Origin of the sequence: Pseudomonas farris, from assembly GCF_019145235.1 — a bacterium.
In the GTDB taxonomy this organism is placed as follows: Bacteria; Pseudomonadota; Gammaproteobacteria; order Pseudomonadales; family Pseudomonadaceae; genus Aquipseudomonas; species Aquipseudomonas farris.
Genome location: NZ_JAHSTV010000006.1, coordinates 145,429 through 161,764, shown reverse-complemented (window position 1 = coordinate 161,764; position 16,336 = coordinate 145,429). Strand labels below are relative to the sequence as shown.

The window sequence follows — 16,336 nt, the reverse complement described above, 5'->3', positions numbered from 1 at the left end:
GTGAAATAAAAGGTGCGATCATTTTAGTGGCGCCTTTTATTTCTTATTGTCAGTTATTGCTACGTCCATGGATGACTGTAACTTTTCGGAAAGCTCCTACATTTTTTATGTTTTATTTTTGGCATGCTGGGTTCCGTTTCAGGGCGTGAATGTCCGGTGATTATTGATTGGGTTGATGAACCGCTCTGGCTCAATGGTTACAGGGGTAATGAGTCGAAGATAGGGAGGTCAAAACCGGCATCAGGGAATCCCTTGTCCCCTCTAGGGTGATCTCCTACAGCAACAAAAAAGACGCAGTTTTATTGTTTGATCGGGTGCTTGCAAATGGCCATCATTGTGCTTAGGATGCGCGCCTTGAAAGAGCGCGAACTCAATTGGATGAGACTCATCGCAACTTTTTGATACTGTCCGGCGCCATTACAACTCCAATGGCTGTATGACTGTAATTCTAATTAAAGGTCACGGATGTCCTACTCAAGCAAACTTTCCGCTTATTACCTTGAACTCGCAAAAGCCTCTATTTCAATAGAGAATTTCGCGGGCGAGGATGTTCGTTTTTCGAGCGAATATGAAGCGTTGGAAAGCGAGCTGGGCAAAGCCCAATCCATGCACGAAAGCGGTCAGATCGACTGGCTGAAAATCCGCGAAAACAGTGAAAACCTGCTGCGTACCCAATCCAAGGATTTGCGTGTTGGCGCGTGGCTGACCTGGGCGCTGTACCAGCGTGAATCCTTCCAGGGGCTGCTCGCCGGCCTCGGTTTGTTGCACTACCTCTGTGAAAATCACTGGGCCGAAGTCCACCCGAACAAGGCCCGCACTCGCTCCGCTGCCATCAGCTGGTTGGTGCCGCGTCTTGAGCAGGTGTTGAACGAAAACGTCGCGATCAAAGAGCAGCTGCCGCTGTTCCGCCGTCTGGTCGAGCATCTGGAAGGCCTCGATGCCGCGTGCACCGAGCATCTGGGCGATGACGCGCCGTTGCTGCTGCCGATTTCCCGTCGCTTGAAAAACATGGTCCAGCGCGCCGCCGACAATCAGCCGGAACCCGGTGTGGTGGGCGCCGCAGTGGCGCAGGTCAAGCAGGCCGCGACTCAGCTGTTCACCCCCGGCGCACCAATCGACAACGAGAAAGAAGCCCACAAGGCCCTGCGTGCCCAGCAGGAAAATGCCCGTCCGTTGTGTGCCTGGTGGCTCAAGCAGAAAGCTACCGACCTGCGCGCCCTGCGCCTCAATCGCACGCTGTTGTGGTTGCCCATCGACGCGGTGCCTGAGCGCAACGCAGAACAGATCACCGTTCTGCGTGGCTTGCCGGCGGACAAACTCAAGGCCTATCAGGACCGTTACGACCAAGGGAAATACGCAGATCTGCTGGTGGAGCTGGAGGCGAGCCTGGCGAAGGCGCCGTTCTGGTTCGATGGCCAGCGAATGGTCTGGGAATGCCTTCAAGGGCTGAACGCCGAGATGGCGATGCGCGAAGTGGAAATCCACTTCGCGCTTTTGGTTCAGCGCCTGCCCGGCATCATCGAATTGCGTTTCCATGACGGCGCGCCGTTCGCCGATCCGGCCACCCGCGCCTGGATCGGTGCCCACGTCATGCCGCACCTGCAAAGCGCCAGTGCGCCGCGCAAGATCGAAGTCGCCGATACCCAGCCGGCCTGGGAACTGGCTCTGGAAGAAGTCTTGCCGATTCTGCGCAAGGACGGCCTCAAGGCCGCCGTACAGATTCTCAAGCAAGGCCTGCAAAGTGCCCACGGCGGGCGGGTTCGATTCTTCTGGCAGTTCGCCCTCGCGCGGCTGTGTTTCATGGCCAAGAAATACGAGCTGGCCAAGACCCAACTCGAAACCCTCGACCAAACATTACAGGACTCAGGCCTGCACGCCTGGGAGCCCGATCTTGCGCTGGAAGTGCTGCATTTGCTGCATAGCTGCTGCGAGTTATTACCGCAGAACCATGCAGTGCGTGAACGCAAGGAAGAGATTTATCGCAGGCTGTGCCACCTCGATCTCGAAGTGGTACTCGAATAGGCCCCCGGGCCACAACCGCAAGGAGAAAAGCCATGGCCAAAGAAGGCTCGGTAGCCCCCAAGGAACGCATCAACGTCACCTTCAAACCCGCCACCGGCGGTGCTCAGGAAGAGATTGAACTGCCGCTGAAACTACTGGCAATCGGTGACTACACCCACCGCAAGGACGAACGCAAAGTCGAAGATCGCAAGCCGATCAGCATCGACAAAATGACTTTCGACGAAGTGCTGGCCAAGCAAGAGCTGAGCCTGACGCTGAGCGTGCCGAACCGTCTACAGGAAGAAAGCGACACTGAAGAACTGGCCGTGAAACTGCGCGTCAACTCGATGAAGGACTTCAACCCGGCCTCGCTGGTCGAGCAAGTGCCTGAGCTGAAAAAACTGATGGAACTGCGCGACGCGCTGGTGGCCCTCAAAGGCCCGCTGGGTAACGCACCTGCGTTCCGCAAAGCCATCGAAGGCGTGCTCGCCGACGACGAATCCCGCGGTCGCGTACTGGGTGAGCTGGGCCTGAACGCCGCAGCCCAGGACGCCTGAGCCCCTATCAGCCAAGGAAGCCAACACAATGAGCACTAGCGCAGCACAGCAAAAGAGCAACGAGAACAGCGAGTACAGCATTCTCGACAGCATCATCGCCGAAACCCGCCTGACCCCAGATGACGAAGCCTACGACATCGCCAAACGCGGTGTGTCGGCGTTCATCGAAGAGCTGCTCAAGCCGCAGAACAACGGTGAGCCGGTCAAGAAGGCCATGGTCGATCGCATGATCGCCGAGATCGATGCCAAGCTCAGCCGTCAGATGGACGAAATCCTGCACCATCCTGACTTCCAGTCCCTGGAATCGTCGTGGCGTGGCCTGCAGTTGCTGGTCGACCGCACCAACTTCCGCGAAAACATCAAGATCGAAATCCTCAACGTCTCCAAAGAAGACCTGCTGGACGATTTCGAAGATTCGCCGGAAGTGATGCAGGCTGGCCTGTACAAGCACATCTACACCGCTGAATACGGTCAGTTCGGTGGTCAACCGGTTGGCGCGATCATCGCTAACTACTTCATGTCCCCAAGCTCGCCGGACGTGAAACTGATGCAGTACGTGTCCAGCGTTGCCTGCATGTCGCACGCTCCGTTCATCGCGGCTGCCGGTCCGAAATTCTTCGGCCTGGAAAGCTTCACCGGTCTGCCGGACCTGAAAGATCTGAAAGATCACTTCGAAGGCCCGCAATTCGCCAAATGGCAGAGCTTCCGCCAGTCGGAAGACTCCCGTTACGTGGGCCTGACCGTGCCGCGTTTCTTGCTGCGTAACCCGTACGACCCGGAAGAAAACCCGGTCAAATCGTTCGTGTACAAAGAAACCGTCGCCAACAGCCACGAGCACTACCTGTGGGGCAACACCGCCTACGCGTTCGGCACCAAGCTGACCGACAGCTTCGCCAAATTCCGCTGGTGCCCGAACATCATCGGCCCGCAGAGCGGTGGCGCGGTTGAAGACCTGCCGTTGCACCACTTCGAAAGCATGGGCGAAATCGAAACCAAGATTCCTACCGAAGTTTTGGTTTCCGACCGTCGTGAATACGAATTGGCCGAGGAAGGTTTCATCTCCCTGACCATGCGTAAAGGCTCCGACAACGCGGCGTTCTTCTCCGCAAGCTCGGTGCAGAAGCCGAAGTTCTTCGGCATCAGCGCTGAAGGCAAGGCCGCAGAGCTGAACTACAAGCTCGGCACCCAACTGCCGTACATGATGATCGTCAACCGCTTGGCTCACTACTTGAAAGTGCTGCAGCGCGAGCAACTCGGTTCGTGGAAAGAACGTACCGACCTCGAGCTGGAACTCAACAAGTGGATCCGCCAGTACGTGGCCGACCAGGAAAACCCGAGCGCCGAAGTGCGTGGCCGTCGTCCCCTGCGCGCTGCCCAGGTCATCGTCAGCGATGTTGAAGGCGAGCCTGGCTGGTACCGCGTCAGCCTGAACGTGCGCCCGCACTTCAAGTACATGGGGGCCGATTTCACCCTGTCGCTGGTTGGCAAGCTGGACAAAGAGTAAGCGGAGCCTGACTCATGACTGGATACGGCAGCCTTTTCGAACGCCTGGGTGGCGACGCGGACAAACGCGTCGGCTGGAGCCGCGAGGTTTCCGCCATGGCGTCCGTGGCTGCCCATTTGGCCAAGATGCTCAGCACCCGTGCGGGCAGCGTGCAAACGCTGTCCGATTACGGGCTACCCGATCTCAATGACATGCGCCTGAGCCTGCACGACTCCCTGAGTCAGGCCCGCCTGGCCATCGAAAGTTTCATCGAAGCCTACGAACCGCGCCTGAGCAACGTGCGTGTCATCTCCCTGCCGCGTAACAACGATCAGCTTCGCCTGTCCTTCAGCATCGAAGGCCTGCTGGAAGTTGATGGTTTCAAGCGCCAGGTCAGTTTCGCCGCGCTCCTGGATGGCAGCGGTCAAGTAAAGGTCAATTAAGGAGATTCGTATGTCCGGCAAACCAGCAGCACGCGTATCCGACCCCACCGCTTGCCCGCTCCCCGGCCACGGCACCAACCCGATCGCCGCCGGTTCCGGCGACGTGTTCTTCGACGGCCTCGCGGCCGCCCGCCAAGGCGATGCCTCGGCGTGTGGTGGTGCGATGGTTGGCGATCTTGCGACCACCGTTTTGATCAACGGTAAACCGGCGGCCACCGTGGGCTCAGCCGGTACTCATGGCAACAAGGTTACGGCCGGGTCCGGGACGGTGATTATCGGGAATTCGCATTCGCCGGCGCCGTTTATTCCACCGGTTCCATTGATGCTGTTTTCCCATTGTCAGCATGTTGTGATGGAAGATCAGGATGGAAATCCACTTCAGGATATTCCTTATCAAATCACCACTGCCAAAGGCGAAGTTATCTCTGGGCAAAGTGATGCAATGGGTAGAACTCAGTTGGTAGGAGGAAAAGAAGGTGAAACTTTTGACTTCCACGCCGCGATGGATGGAGCGATGGTATGAGTGCAGAAATTCTATCTACGCTAATGGCGCGCTCAATCGCATTAACTCCAAAGGCAGACAAGGCGCCAAAAAAAGTTATCTATAAGGTTTTTTGGAAAACAACAGCTTTCTGGACCGAGGCGGATATTGCTGATTATCACAGAGAAGCACCGGAAATTTCTGAGCGACTTATCGTGGAGAAGTACTGGAATAAAGACGGTGCGATAAGCGGCAATAAGTTTACATGCGAGGATTTTGCGTTGCGCTTGCTTTGTGAGTTTGCCTCAAAGCGCGGTCTACCTGTAAAGCTGACAACAGGTGTAAGAACATACAAAAATATGGAGAACTATTCCGCCACGGCACACGATCGCTATTCTTCGCATATGTACGGTTTCTGCGAGATGGTTATGCTGACCTATGGGGCTCCAGATATGCAGCGTGTTGGAGTGAATACGCTTGCTGTAGAAACGGTGGAAGCCTTGCTGCCTGGGGACATTCTTGCGCAGGCGCTGGACCGCGGTATCGCTCACCATATTCAAATAGCCGTGAATATCACCGCATCGAAGTTAGAGATAAGGCAAGGTAATACTGGAGGGATCAGTGTCCGACCCGTTACGACAGTAAAAAAATGGTTAGGCGCAAATATGGCCGACCCGCAAAACTCCGGGTATGCGGGTATGCCTATAGAAAGTGGCTATTACACAAAGGACGCGGTTGGTTGGACCTACAGGAATGAAACTACGGGTTCGGTTACTGCAGATCTTCTGAAGATATTTTTGTTTTACCGTTGGAATTTCATGGAGTTCAATAAGTGACTGTAGAAGGTTATTTTGCAAATGTGGCAGACAGCGATTTTTTTGGCACATTGGCGATTATTTGCGTCTTAGTTGCTGTGTGTGGGATTTTTCCCAGTATCAGGGCTCGCCGAATCCATAAGGTAATGATGTACTTGTGTGTGTTGCTGATCCCTCTAATACATGCAATAGGAACTTATTTTTTAAACCTGTTGCCAGCTTAAGTTGGTGGGATTTGACTCCGCTCTATCGCAGGTGCGTTTGGCACTAATAAAAGCAGTTGGCTCCCTCGAATTTTCAAGCAGGCAGGTAACCCGTGTCCTTTAACCACTACTACCAAAGCGAACTCACCGCACTTCGCCAGTTAGGTCGTCGATTCGCCGAGCGTAGCCCGGCGTTGGCGCCTTTCCTGGGACAGGCCGGGCGGGATCCGGACGTGGAGCGGTTGCTCGAGGGCTTTGCCTTTCTGACCGGGCGCCTGCGCCAGAAGCTCGACGACGAGTTGCCGGAACTCAGCCACTCGCTGATGCAGCTGCTGTGGCCGAACTACATGCGGCCGCTGCCGGCGTTCAGCATTTTGCAGTTCGACCCGTTGAAGCGTTCCGGGCCTGCCTTGAGGGTCGAGCGTGATACGCCGGTCGAGAGTGTGCCGGTCGATGATGTGCGCTGCCGTTTTCGCACGTGCTATCCGACCGAGGTATTGCCGCTGGATCTGGCCGCGCTGACTTACTCGGTGAAGGGCGACGGTTCGCTGTTGAGCTTGCGTCTGGAGATGAGCGCTGACGGTCACCTCGGCGAGCTGGCGCTGAGTCGTCTGCGCCTGCACTTTGCCGGTGAGCGCTACATCAGTCAGATGCTTTACCTGAGCCTGTTGCGCAACCTCGAAGGCATCGAACTGATCCCGCTGGACGACGCCGGCAAGGCCATCAACGGGGTGAACGGCCTGCCGATGGCGTTCAAGATGCCCGGCGACCGCGTGCAGCCGGTGGGCTTTGCCGAAGAAGAGGCGTTGATCCCGTATCCGCTGAACACCTTTCGCGGCTACCGCTACCTGCAGGAATATTTCGCCTTCCAGGACAAATTCCTCTTCGTCGACATCAACGGTCTCGACCTGCTCAAGGCGTTGCCGGAAGACACCCTCAAGCAGATGCGTGGCCTGGAATTGCGCTTCGATATTCGCAAGAGCGGCATCATGCGTATGCGTCCGACCCTGGACAACGTGAAGCTCTACTGCACCCCGATCGTTAACCTGTTCGAGCACGATGCTTTGCCGATTCGCCTCGATGGCAAACAGGACGAATACCTGCTGTTGCCGGCCGAATTCGACCTGGAAAACTGCGGCGTGTTCTCGGTGGAAACCGTCACCGGCTGGAAGCCCGGCGGCCTCGGTTATCAGGAGTACGTGCCGTTCGAATCCTTCGAGCACGACCCGAGTTTCGACGTGCCGACAAGCCGTCCGCATTACAGCATCCGCCAGCGTTCGTCCTTGCTGCACGACGGCCTCGACACTTATCTGAGCTTCGGCATCCGCCACACCGAAGCCCACGAAACCCTGTCGATCGAGCTGATGTGCACCAACCAGAACCTGCCGCGCAAGCTCAAGCTCGGCGACATCTGCATGGCCTGCGAAGAGACCCCGGAGTTCCTCAGCTTTCGCAACATCACCCCGGCCACGTCGAGTTTTGCGCCGCCGCTGAACCGCGACTTCCTCTGGAAGCTGATCAGCAACATGTCGCTTAACTACCTGTCGCTGACCGACGTCAATGCGTTGAAGGTGATTCTCGAAACCTACGACCTGCCGCGCTACTACGACCAACACGCGGAAAAAGTCAGCAAGCGCCTGCTGGGCGGGCTCAAGTCGATCAAGCACCAACACGTCGACAGATTGCACCGAGGGTTGCCGGTTCGTGGGTTGCGCACCGAGCTGACCATCGACCCGGAAGGGTATATCGGCGAGGGCGACCTGTTTGTGTTCGCTTCGGTTCTTAACGAGTTTTTCGCGCTTTACGCCAGTCTCAATTCGTTCCACGAGCTGCGGGTAAAAAGCACACAGGGAGAGGTGTACCAATGGACACCACGTATGGGCCTGCAGCCCCTGCTTTAAGCGGGCTGACCCGGGTAATACGCGAGTACTCGCTGTTTCAGGCCGTGCTGCTGGTCATTGACCGGCTGCGTGAGGCACACCCGCACCTGAGCGAAGACGACCTGTACGACCAGCTGGAATTCCAGGCCAATCCGAGCCTGGGTTTCCCTGGCAGCGACGTCGATCGCGTGGAGTTTTTCAAAGAGCACGGGCAGATGCGTGCGCGTCTGCGTTTCAACCTGATTGGCCTGGTCGGTTCCGGTTCTCCGCTGCCGGCGTTCTATGGCGAACAGGCTCTGGGTGACAGTGAAGACGGCAATCCGACCCGCAACTTCCTCGACCTGTTCCACCATCGCCTGCAACGGCTGATGCTGCCGATCTGGCGCAAATATCGCTACCGCGCAAGCTTCCAGAGCGGCGCCCTCGATCCGTTTTCCTCGCAGTTGTTTGCGTTGATCGGCCTCGGTGGCGAAGAGATCCGCAGGGCCCAGGAACTGAACTGGAAACGCCTGCTGCCGTACCTTGGCCTGCTCAGCTTGCGGGCGCACTCGGCGGCGCTGATCGAAGCGGTGCTGCGTTACTACTTCAAGCATGCCGAACTGACCATCGAGCAGTGCATCGAGCGCCGCGTCGAAATCCTCGACGAGCAGCGCAATCGCCTGGGTCGCGCCAACAGCATGCTCGGCGAAGACCTGGTGCTGGGCGAACACGTGCGTGATCGCAGCGGCAAATTCCGCATTCACATCCGCGAGCTCGACTGGCAACGCTTTCACGAATTCCTGCCGATCGGTTTCGGCTACCAGCCGCTGTGCGCGCTGGTGCGGTTCACCCTGCGTGACCCGCTCGATTACGACATTCGCCTGGTGTTGCGCCAGGAAGAAATCCGCGAACTGCGCATCGGTGAACAGAACGCCTGTCGCCTGGGATGGACCAGTTGGCTGGGCCGCGAAAAAGCGGACGGCGTGGTGACCTTGGGCAGCAAAATTCATTAAGGACAGATGACACATGATCAACGTAGACCTGCAACAACTTATCCAGGCGCTGGACGCCGAAACCCGTCGTGATCTGGAAAGTTCTGCGGAACGCTGCGTCGCCCGTGGCGGCAGCAAGATTCTCGTCGAAGACCTGCTGCTGGGCCTGCTGGAGCGCCCGCAAGGCCTGCTCGCCCGCGCGCTGCAAGATGCCGAAGTCGATGCCGGTGAACTGAGCGCCGCGCTGCAATCGCGGGTCGAGCACAGCGCCTCGCGCAACCCGGTGTTCGCCCCGGAACTGGTGCAATGGCTGCAAGACGCCTTGCTGGTGGCCAACCTCGAACTGGGCCAGAGCCAGGTCGAGCAAGCCGCGTTGATCCTCGCACTGCTGTGCAACCCGATGCGTTATGCCGGAAGTCGTTATCAGTCGTTGCTGGCCAAGCTGAACATCGAGCGTCTGAAAGAATTCGCCCTGTCGCAGAAAGAACAACCGGCCACCGGCAAACCCGCTGTGCCCGGCGAATCGCTGCTGCAGCGCTTCACTCACAACCTGACCCAACAAGCCCGCGACGGCAAACTCGACCCTGTACTGTGCCGCGATGGCGCGATCCGGCAGATGGTCGACATCCTCGCCCGTCGCCGCAAGAACAACCCGATTGTGGTCGGTGAAGCCGGCGTCGGTAAAACCGCGATTGTCGAAGGCCTGGCTTCGCGCATCGCGGCCGGTGAAGTGCCGCAAGTCTTGAAAGGTGTCGAGTTGCTGTCGCTGGACATGGGCCTGTTGCAGGCCGGCGCCAGCGTCAAAGGTGAATTCGAACGTCGCCTTAAAGGCGTGATCGACGAAGTCAAAGCCTCGCCAAAACCGATCATTCTGTTTATCGACGAAGCTCACACTTTGATCGGTGCGGGCGGCAATGCCGGTGGTTCCGACGCGGCCAACTTGCTCAAGCCAGCCTTGGCCCGTGGCGAATTGCGCACCATCGCCGCTACCACTTGGGCGGAGTACAAAAAATACTTCGAGAAAGATCCGGCCCTGGCCCGTCGTTTCCAGCCGGTGCAACTGCACGAACCGACCGTCAGCGAAGCGGTGACCATCCTGCGTGGTTTGGCTCAGGTCTATGAGAAGAGCCACGGCATCTACCTGCGTGATGACGCAGTGGTTGCCGCGGCCGAGTTGTCTGCCCGTTACCTGGCGGGTCGTCAGCTGCCGGACAAAGCCGTCGACGTACTCGACACCGCGTGCGCTCGAGTGCGCATCAGCCTCGCCGCCGCCCCGGAAAGTCTGGAACGCCTGCGTGGCGAGCTGGCCGAAGGTGGGCGTCAGCGTCAGGCCTTGCGTCGTGACGCCGAGGCGGGTCTGCTGATCGATCATGAAGCATTGGATGCTCTGGAAGATCGCCTGGCCGAGGCAGAAGACGAAATGGTCGCTCTGGAAACCCTCTGGACCGAACAGAAAGAATTGGCCGAGCGCTTGCTGGAACTGCGTCAGCAACTGGCCAAAGCTCGCGAAGCCGCTGCCGTCGAACCGACCATCACGGTCGAAGAAGACGCTGAAGGCACCGTGATCGAAACCCTGCCAGTAGACGAAGCACAAAGCGTCGCGTCCCTGGAAACTGCACTCAACGAAACCCACCGTGCCCTGACCGAGGCCCAGGTCAAGGAACGTCTGGTCAGCTTCGAAGTCTGCCCGCGTCTGGTGGCCGAAGTGATCAGCGCCTGGACCGGCGTGCCATTGGCGCAACTGGCTCGGGAACACAATGCCAAGGTCGCGAGCTTCGCCACCGACCTGCGCACGCGCATTCGTGGTCAGGAACAAGCGGTTCATGCACTGGACCGTTCGATGCGCGCCACCGCCGCAGGCCTCAACAAGCCTGATGCACCGGTCGGCGTGTTCCTGCTGGTTGGTCCAAGCGGTGTCGGCAAGACCGAAACCGCCCTGGCCCTGGCCGACTTGCTCTACGGCGGTGATCGCTTCATCACCACTATCAACATGTCCGAGTTCCAGGAGAAGCACACCGTCTCCCGTCTGATCGGTGCGCCGCCGGGCTACGTCGGTTACGGCGAGGGCGGCATGCTCACCGAAGCCGTGCGCCAGAAACCGTACTCGGTGGTGTTGCTCGATGAAGTCGAGAAAGCCGACCCGGACGTACTGAACCTGTTCTACCAAATCTTCGACAAAGGTGTGGCCAACGACGGGGAAGGGCGCGAGATCGACTTCCGCAATACGCTCATTCTGATGACCTCGAACCTTGGCAGCGACCGCATCAGCGAACTCTGCGAAAACGGCGCGCGGCCGACTGCAGAAGTGCTCTTAGAAACCATTCGCCCGGTGCTCAGCAAGCACTTCAAACCGGCGCTGCTGGCGCGGATGCGTGTGGTGCCTTACTACCCGGTCGGTGGCCCGGTGCTGCGCGAGCTGATCGAAATCAAACTCGGTCGTTTGGGCGAGCGCCTGAACCGTCGCCAGCTTGATTTCACTTACTCCCAGGACCTCGTCGATCACCTGGCCGAACGCTGCACCCAAAGCGACAGCGGCGCGCGCCTGATCGACCACTTGCTCGACCTGCACGTGCTGCCGTTGGTGGCTGACCGTTTGCTCGATGCAATGGCCACCGGCGAAAGCCTCAAGCGTGTGCATGCGACGCTCGACGGCAACGCCAGCGTGATGTGCGAGTTCGCCTGAGGTGGGTGTGATGTTCACTCAAGTGCCGCAACCGCTGGTCTATGCCGAAGCCTTGCTGGCGCAGTTCGCCAGCCTGTCGCGCGCGGCGGACGGTGCTGCGCTGCTGGGTGACTTCGTGCGCGGGTTGGCCGAGCTCAGCGGTTGCGAGCTGACGCAGCTGTACCTGCTGGACGCGACCCACACCTGCCTGGGGATGAACGCCGAGTGCCTGAACGGCATTCTGCAACCCCGGGAAGGGGCGAGCCTGCCGGCGGATTACAACGGTGAACAACTGCTGCAATTCGCCCTGTGCCAGAACCGCGTGGTATGCCTCAGCGAGCTGAGCGGCAGCCTGCACGAAACCAGTTTCCTGCCACTGCAGGCAACGCCTTGGCAGTCGCTGTTGTGCGTGCCGTTGGTTAATCAGCAAAAGGCTGTCGAAGGTTTGCTGCTGTGCGCCAGTCGCCGGCATATCGACCTGCAAGGCTTTGCCGATTCCCTCGGTCAACTGGGCTCGTTCGTGCTCGGCCAATTGCACTTGCTGCAGCGTTTGCGTAAGCCGACCGGCAATACACGGCCGACTCCGGTCAACGTCCCGAGCGCCAGCGGTTATGGCCTGATCGGCAAGAGTTCGGCGATGCGCCAGACCTATTCGCTGATCAGTAAAGTTTTGCACAGCCCTTACACCGTGCTGCTGCGCGGCGAGACCGGCACTGGCAAGGAAGTGGTCGCGCGGGCGATTCACGATTGCGGCCCGCGCCGTTCCCAGGCGTTCATAGTGCAGAACTGCGCGGCGTTCCCCGAGAACCTGCTGGAAAGTGAGCTGTTCGGCTACCGCAAAGGTGCTTTCACCGGCGCCGACCGCGACCGTGCCGGGCTGTTTGACGCGGCCAATGGCGGCACCTTGTTGCTCGATGAAATCGGCGACATGCCGTTGTCCCTGCAAGCCAAGTTGTTGCGCGTGTTGCAGGAAGGCGAGATCCGCCCGTTGGGTTCCAACGACACCCACAAGATCGACGTGCGCATCATCGCCGCGACGCACCGGGATTTATCGGTACTGGTCAGTGAAGGCAAATTCCGCGAGGACTTGTACTACCGCCTCGCGCAATTCCCGATCGAGCTGCCGGCCCTGCGCCAGCGCGAAGGCGACATCCTCGACCTGGCCCGGCACTTCGCCGACAAGGCGTGCGCGTTTCTGCAACGGGATGCGGTGCGCTGGTCCGACGCGGCGCTGGATCACCTGTCCGGTTACGCCTTCCCCGGCAACGTGCGTGAACTCAAAGGTTTGGTCGAACGCGCGGTATTGCTGTGCGAAGGCGGCGAGTTGCTGGCCGAGCATTTCTCCCTGCGCATGGAAACCATGCCGGAAGACAGCAGCCTGAACCTGCGCGAACGCCTGGAGCAGGTTGAGCGCAGTTTGCTGCTCGACTGCCTGCGCAAAAACGACGGCAACCAGACCCTCGCCGCCCGCGAACTCGGGTTGCCGCGCCGCACGCTGCTGTACCGCCTCGGGCGCCTGAATATCAATTTGGGTGACTTCGATGGGTAGGCAAAAGACCGTCGATTTCACCTCATTCGCTTCTAACAGCGCCACCCAAACGGGTCGGCGCTTTGCGCTTTGTCTACTCCTGGAGACCCTCTGATGTCTGTGCGTCACTGGCAAGCCGTCCTGCTGACCCTCGTCGTTCTATGCGGCCTCGGCGGCTGTAGCGGCAATTACAAATACAACGACAACACCTATCGCCCATTGGGTGATCCGCAGGCGGTCAATCGCGGCAAGTGACCGCAAGGAGTATCACCATGGAACTGGTTTTCGAAATGCTGAACACCAAGCGGTTCGTGCCCACGGATTTGTGCCAGAAAACCTTCAAACAGGCCGGTGGCGTGATCGGCCGGGGCGAGGATTGCGACTGGATCATCCCCGACCGCAAGCGTCACCTGTCCAACCATCACGCGTTGATCAGCTACCGCGAAGGCACGTTTTTCCTGACCGATACCAGCAGCAACGGTATCCAGGACAGCGACAGCGGCGCGCGCCTGCGCAAGGGCGAGCCGATGCGTATCGAGCACGGCAGCGTGTATGTGCTCGGTGATTTCGAGATTCGTGCGCGACTGGTACGCGACCCGGCGACGTTCGACGTTGAAGTCGGCCGTCCGCAGGCCGCGGGAAGCATCATTCCGGACGATGCGTTCCTCGACCTCGACCCGCTGAATGCCCTCGACCAGCAAGAGCGCGTGTACTCGGAAATCGACGAACTGATTTCCCCGAGTACTACGATCGAAGACACCCGTCAGCGTGCCGACTACGCGCGCATCGACATGGAAAGCCTGATGGTCCCGGAGCTGATCGACGCCCCGGCAGAGCCAGCACCGGCGCCACCGCCGAAAGCGGTCGAACGTCAGCGCGAAGGTTTCTGGGAGCACTTCGGTGCAGCGCTGGGCGTAGACCTCAAAGGCCTGGACCACGACGCCCGCGAAGCCTTGGCGCTGAACGCTGCGCGCCTGCTCAAGCAAAGCGTCGGCGGTTTGCAGCAGAGCCTGCGCACTCGCAGCGAACTGAAAAACGAACTGCGCCTGGCCCAGACCACCGTGCAAGGCACCCATAAAAATCCGTTGAAATTCGCCGTCGATGCCGGTGAAGCGCTGGGCATTCTGTTGCAGCCGAACAAGCCAGGTCAGTTGCCGGCGGAGCAAGCGATCTCCCGTGCGTTCCGCGATTTGCAGGCGCATCAGGTGGCGTTGCTGACCGCCAGCCGCGCCGCCGTTCGCGGCACCCTGGAACACTTCTCGCCGCAACAGCTGACCCTGCGTTTCGAGCGTGACAACAAGCCGTTGCTCGCCACCTCCGGCAGTCGCTGGAGAGCCTATGGGCGTTATCACCAGGCCCTGCGTCAGGACGATGACTGGAGCGAACGCCTGCTGGCCCGCGACTTCGCTCAGGCCTACGAAGAACAGATCCGCCTGATTTCCACCCTTCATACCGACCACCAAGGATGATGCGCATGTCTCGCTGCTCGATCGCTTTTTTCAAGACGCTGACTGCGCTCACAGCCCTCGTGCTGTTGGCCGGTTGCTCGTCGCTGTCGCCGTATTCCACCGTGACCAAGCTCAACCTGAAACTGACCGCCAGCGATCAGCTGAACCCGGACCTCAACGGTCGTCCGTCGCCGATTGTCGTGCGTCTGTTGGAGCTCAAGCACCCGGTGACGTTCGAGAACGCTGATTTCTTCAGTCTCTACGAACGCGCCAAGGAATCCCTCGCCCCAGACCTGGTGGCCGGCGAAGAACTCGAACTGCGCCCGGGTGAAACCATCGAGCTCAAGCTCAGCGTGGAGGAGGGCAGCCGTTACGTCGGCGTGCTCGCGGCTTACCGCGACCTGCCGGAAACCAAATGGCGCTACACGGTGCAAATCACTCCGGTGGAAGTCACCGAGGCTGACCTGACCCTCGATCAGGCCGGCATCCGCAATACCCATGAAACGCTCGCCAAGGCGGATGACTGAACATGAATGCGCATAAAGTCATTTGGCAGGAAGGCATGCTGCTGCGACCGCAGCACTTCCAGCACAACGATCGTTACTACGACCACCAGATGAAGACCCGCACACAGTTGCTGGGCAGCTACACCTGGGGCTTCCTGAACCTGGAAATCGACTTGCAGTTCCTCAACATGGGCAAACTGGTGATCAGCCAGGCCTCGGGGATTCTGCCGGACGGCAGCCTGTTCGAACTGGGCGGCAACACCGAGCCGTTGGCCCTGGACGTGCCGCCGAACACTGGCAACACGCCAATCTATCTGGCACTGCCATTGGTGACCGGTAACCACATCGAGTCTCGCCGCCCGGAGCAATCCGACGTGTTGGCACGCTACACCGCGTACGACGCGGAAGTGGCCGACTCCAACGCCGGCGATGACTCTGCCAGCCAGGTCAGCTGCGGTCGTCCGGACTTTAAATTGTTGCTCGGCGAGCAGCAGAGCGACCAGGCCTACGTGAAGCTGAAGATCTGCGAAGTGCTCGACACCACGCCCGACGGCGTGATCAGCCTCGACCCGGACTTCGTGCCGACCTACATCCAGGCGCATTCGTCCAGCTACCTGCTGTCGTGCCTCAAAGAAGTGATCAGCATGCTCGGCCACCGGGGCGACACCATCGCCGACCGGATTCGCTCCAACGGCAAGGTCGGTGGCGCGGAAGTCGGCGACTTCATGATGCTGCAACTGATCAACCGCACCGAAATGCTGCTGCGCCATTACCTCGGCCTGGAACAGGTTCACCCGGAAGAGTTGTACCGCACGCTGCTGACCATGCTCGGCGATCTGGCGACGTTTTCCAGCGAGAGCAAGCGCCCGCGTCTGGACAGCCGTTACCAGCACAGCGACCAGGGCGCGAGCTTCCGCAAACTGATGGAAGCGATTCGTCAGGTGCTGTCGATGGTGCTCGAACAGCACGCCATTGAACTGGTGCTGCAAGCGCGTCAGTACGGGATCATCGTGTCACCGTTGCACGACCACAAGCTGCTGGGATCGGCCTCGTTCGTGCTCGCGGCCAGTGCCAACTGCGACTCCGAAGAACTGCGCCATCGCTTGCCGGCGCACCTCAAGGTCGGTCCGGTGGAGCGCATCCGCCAACTGGTCAACCTGCACCTGCCAGGCATCAAGGTCAAACCGTTGCCGGTGGCCCCACGGCAGATCGCGTTCCACTCCAACAAAACCTATTTCATCCTCGAACTCAGTTCCGAAGACCTGGCGCAACTCGAGCGCTCGGGCGGCTTCGCATTCCACGTGTCCGGCGAATTTGCCGAGCTTGAACTGAAATTCTGGGCCATCAGGAACTGACCG

General features: G+C 59.3%; 14 protein-coding genes. All 14 read left to right on the top strand.

All coding sequences use genetic code 11. The features are described 5' to 3' along the window. Positions 1-465: 465 nt before the first annotated feature. The 14 genes from tssA to tssK all read left to right on the top strand — a co-directional run bounded on the left by tssA (position 466) and on the right by tssK (position 16,333). Complete coding sequence (gene tssA, locus KVG95_RS14375) at positions 466-2,022, top strand: type VI secretion system protein TssA (RefSeq protein WP_217856895.1); 1,557 nt, start codon at positions 466-468, stop codon at positions 2,020-2,022. Positions 2,023-2,054: 32 nt separating this feature from the next. After that, the gene (gene tssB / locus KVG95_RS14370) at positions 2,055-2,558 is read left to right on the top strand and encodes a type VI secretion system contractile sheath small subunit (RefSeq protein WP_027926311.1); all 504 of its coding nucleotides are present in this window, start codon (positions 2,055-2,057) and stop codon (positions 2,556-2,558) included. Positions 2,559-2,586: 28 nt separating this feature from the next. Next, positions 2,587-4,062 carry a type VI secretion system contractile sheath large subunit gene (gene tssC / locus KVG95_RS14365; protein ID WP_217856894.1) on the top strand — a complete coding sequence of 492 codons (1,476 nt, stop codon included), beginning with the start codon at positions 2,587-2,589 and terminating at the stop codon, positions 4,060-4,062. Positions 4,063-4,076: 14 nt separating this feature from the next. Then, complete coding sequence (gene tssE, locus KVG95_RS14360) at positions 4,077-4,484, top strand: type VI secretion system baseplate subunit TssE (protein WP_217856893.1); 408 nt, start codon at positions 4,077-4,079, stop codon at positions 4,482-4,484. Between the two features lie 10 nt (positions 4,485-4,494). After that, positions 4,495-5,007, top strand: coding sequence for a PAAR domain-containing protein (locus KVG95_RS14355; protein ID WP_217856892.1), 513 nt, complete (start codon positions 4,495-4,497; stop codon positions 5,005-5,007). After that, positions 5,004-5,801: a hypothetical protein gene (locus KVG95_RS14350; RefSeq protein ID WP_217856891.1), complete on the top strand. Its 798-nt coding sequence runs from the start codon at positions 5,004-5,006 to the stop codon at positions 5,799-5,801. The genes KVG95_RS14355 and KVG95_RS14350 overlap by 4 nt, the downstream gene beginning before the upstream one ends. A gap of 295 nt (positions 5,802-6,096) precedes the next feature. Beyond that, the gene (gene tssF / locus KVG95_RS14345) at positions 6,097-7,884 is read left to right on the top strand and encodes a type VI secretion system baseplate subunit TssF (protein ID WP_217856890.1); all 1,788 of its coding nucleotides are present in this window, start codon (positions 6,097-6,099) and stop codon (positions 7,882-7,884) included. Then, positions 7,848-8,855, top strand: a complete 1,008-nt coding sequence (gene tssG / locus KVG95_RS14340; protein ID WP_217856889.1) for a type VI secretion system baseplate subunit TssG — start codon at positions 7,848-7,850, stop codon at positions 8,853-8,855. The genes tssF and tssG overlap by 37 nt, the downstream gene beginning before the upstream one ends. 13 nt (positions 8,856-8,868) lie before the next feature. Beyond that, on the top strand, positions 8,869-11,517 hold the full coding sequence (tssH, locus tag KVG95_RS14335) for a type VI secretion system ATPase TssH (RefSeq protein WP_217856888.1): 2,649 nt from the start codon (positions 8,869-8,871) through the stop codon (positions 11,515-11,517). A 10-nt stretch (positions 11,518-11,527) separates the two neighbouring features. Next, complete coding sequence (locus tag KVG95_RS14330) at positions 11,528-13,045, top strand: sigma-54 interaction domain-containing protein (RefSeq protein WP_217856887.1); 1,518 nt, start codon at positions 11,528-11,530, stop codon at positions 13,043-13,045. Positions 13,046-13,138: 93 nt separating this feature from the next. After that, complete coding sequence (locus tag KVG95_RS14325) at positions 13,139-13,279, top strand: hypothetical protein (RefSeq protein WP_008150087.1); 141 nt, start codon at positions 13,139-13,141, stop codon at positions 13,277-13,279. Between the two features lie 17 nt (positions 13,280-13,296). Then, positions 13,297-14,493 (top strand): type VI secretion system-associated FHA domain protein TagH, encoded by a 1,197-nt coding sequence (gene tagH / locus KVG95_RS14320; RefSeq protein ID WP_217856886.1) that lies wholly within the window; start codon positions 13,297-13,299, stop codon positions 14,491-14,493. 5 nt (positions 14,494-14,498) lie between these two features. Beyond that, the gene (gene tssJ, locus KVG95_RS14315) at positions 14,499-14,999 is read left to right on the top strand and encodes a type VI secretion system lipoprotein TssJ (protein WP_217856885.1); all 501 of its coding nucleotides are present in this window, start codon (positions 14,499-14,501) and stop codon (positions 14,997-14,999) included. 2 nt (positions 15,000-15,001) lie between these two features. After that, entirely contained in the window at positions 15,002-16,333 is a 1,332-nt protein-coding gene (tssK, locus tag KVG95_RS14310) for a type VI secretion system baseplate subunit TssK (protein WP_052967808.1), read from the top strand. Positions 16,334-16,336: the final 3 nt, after the last annotated feature.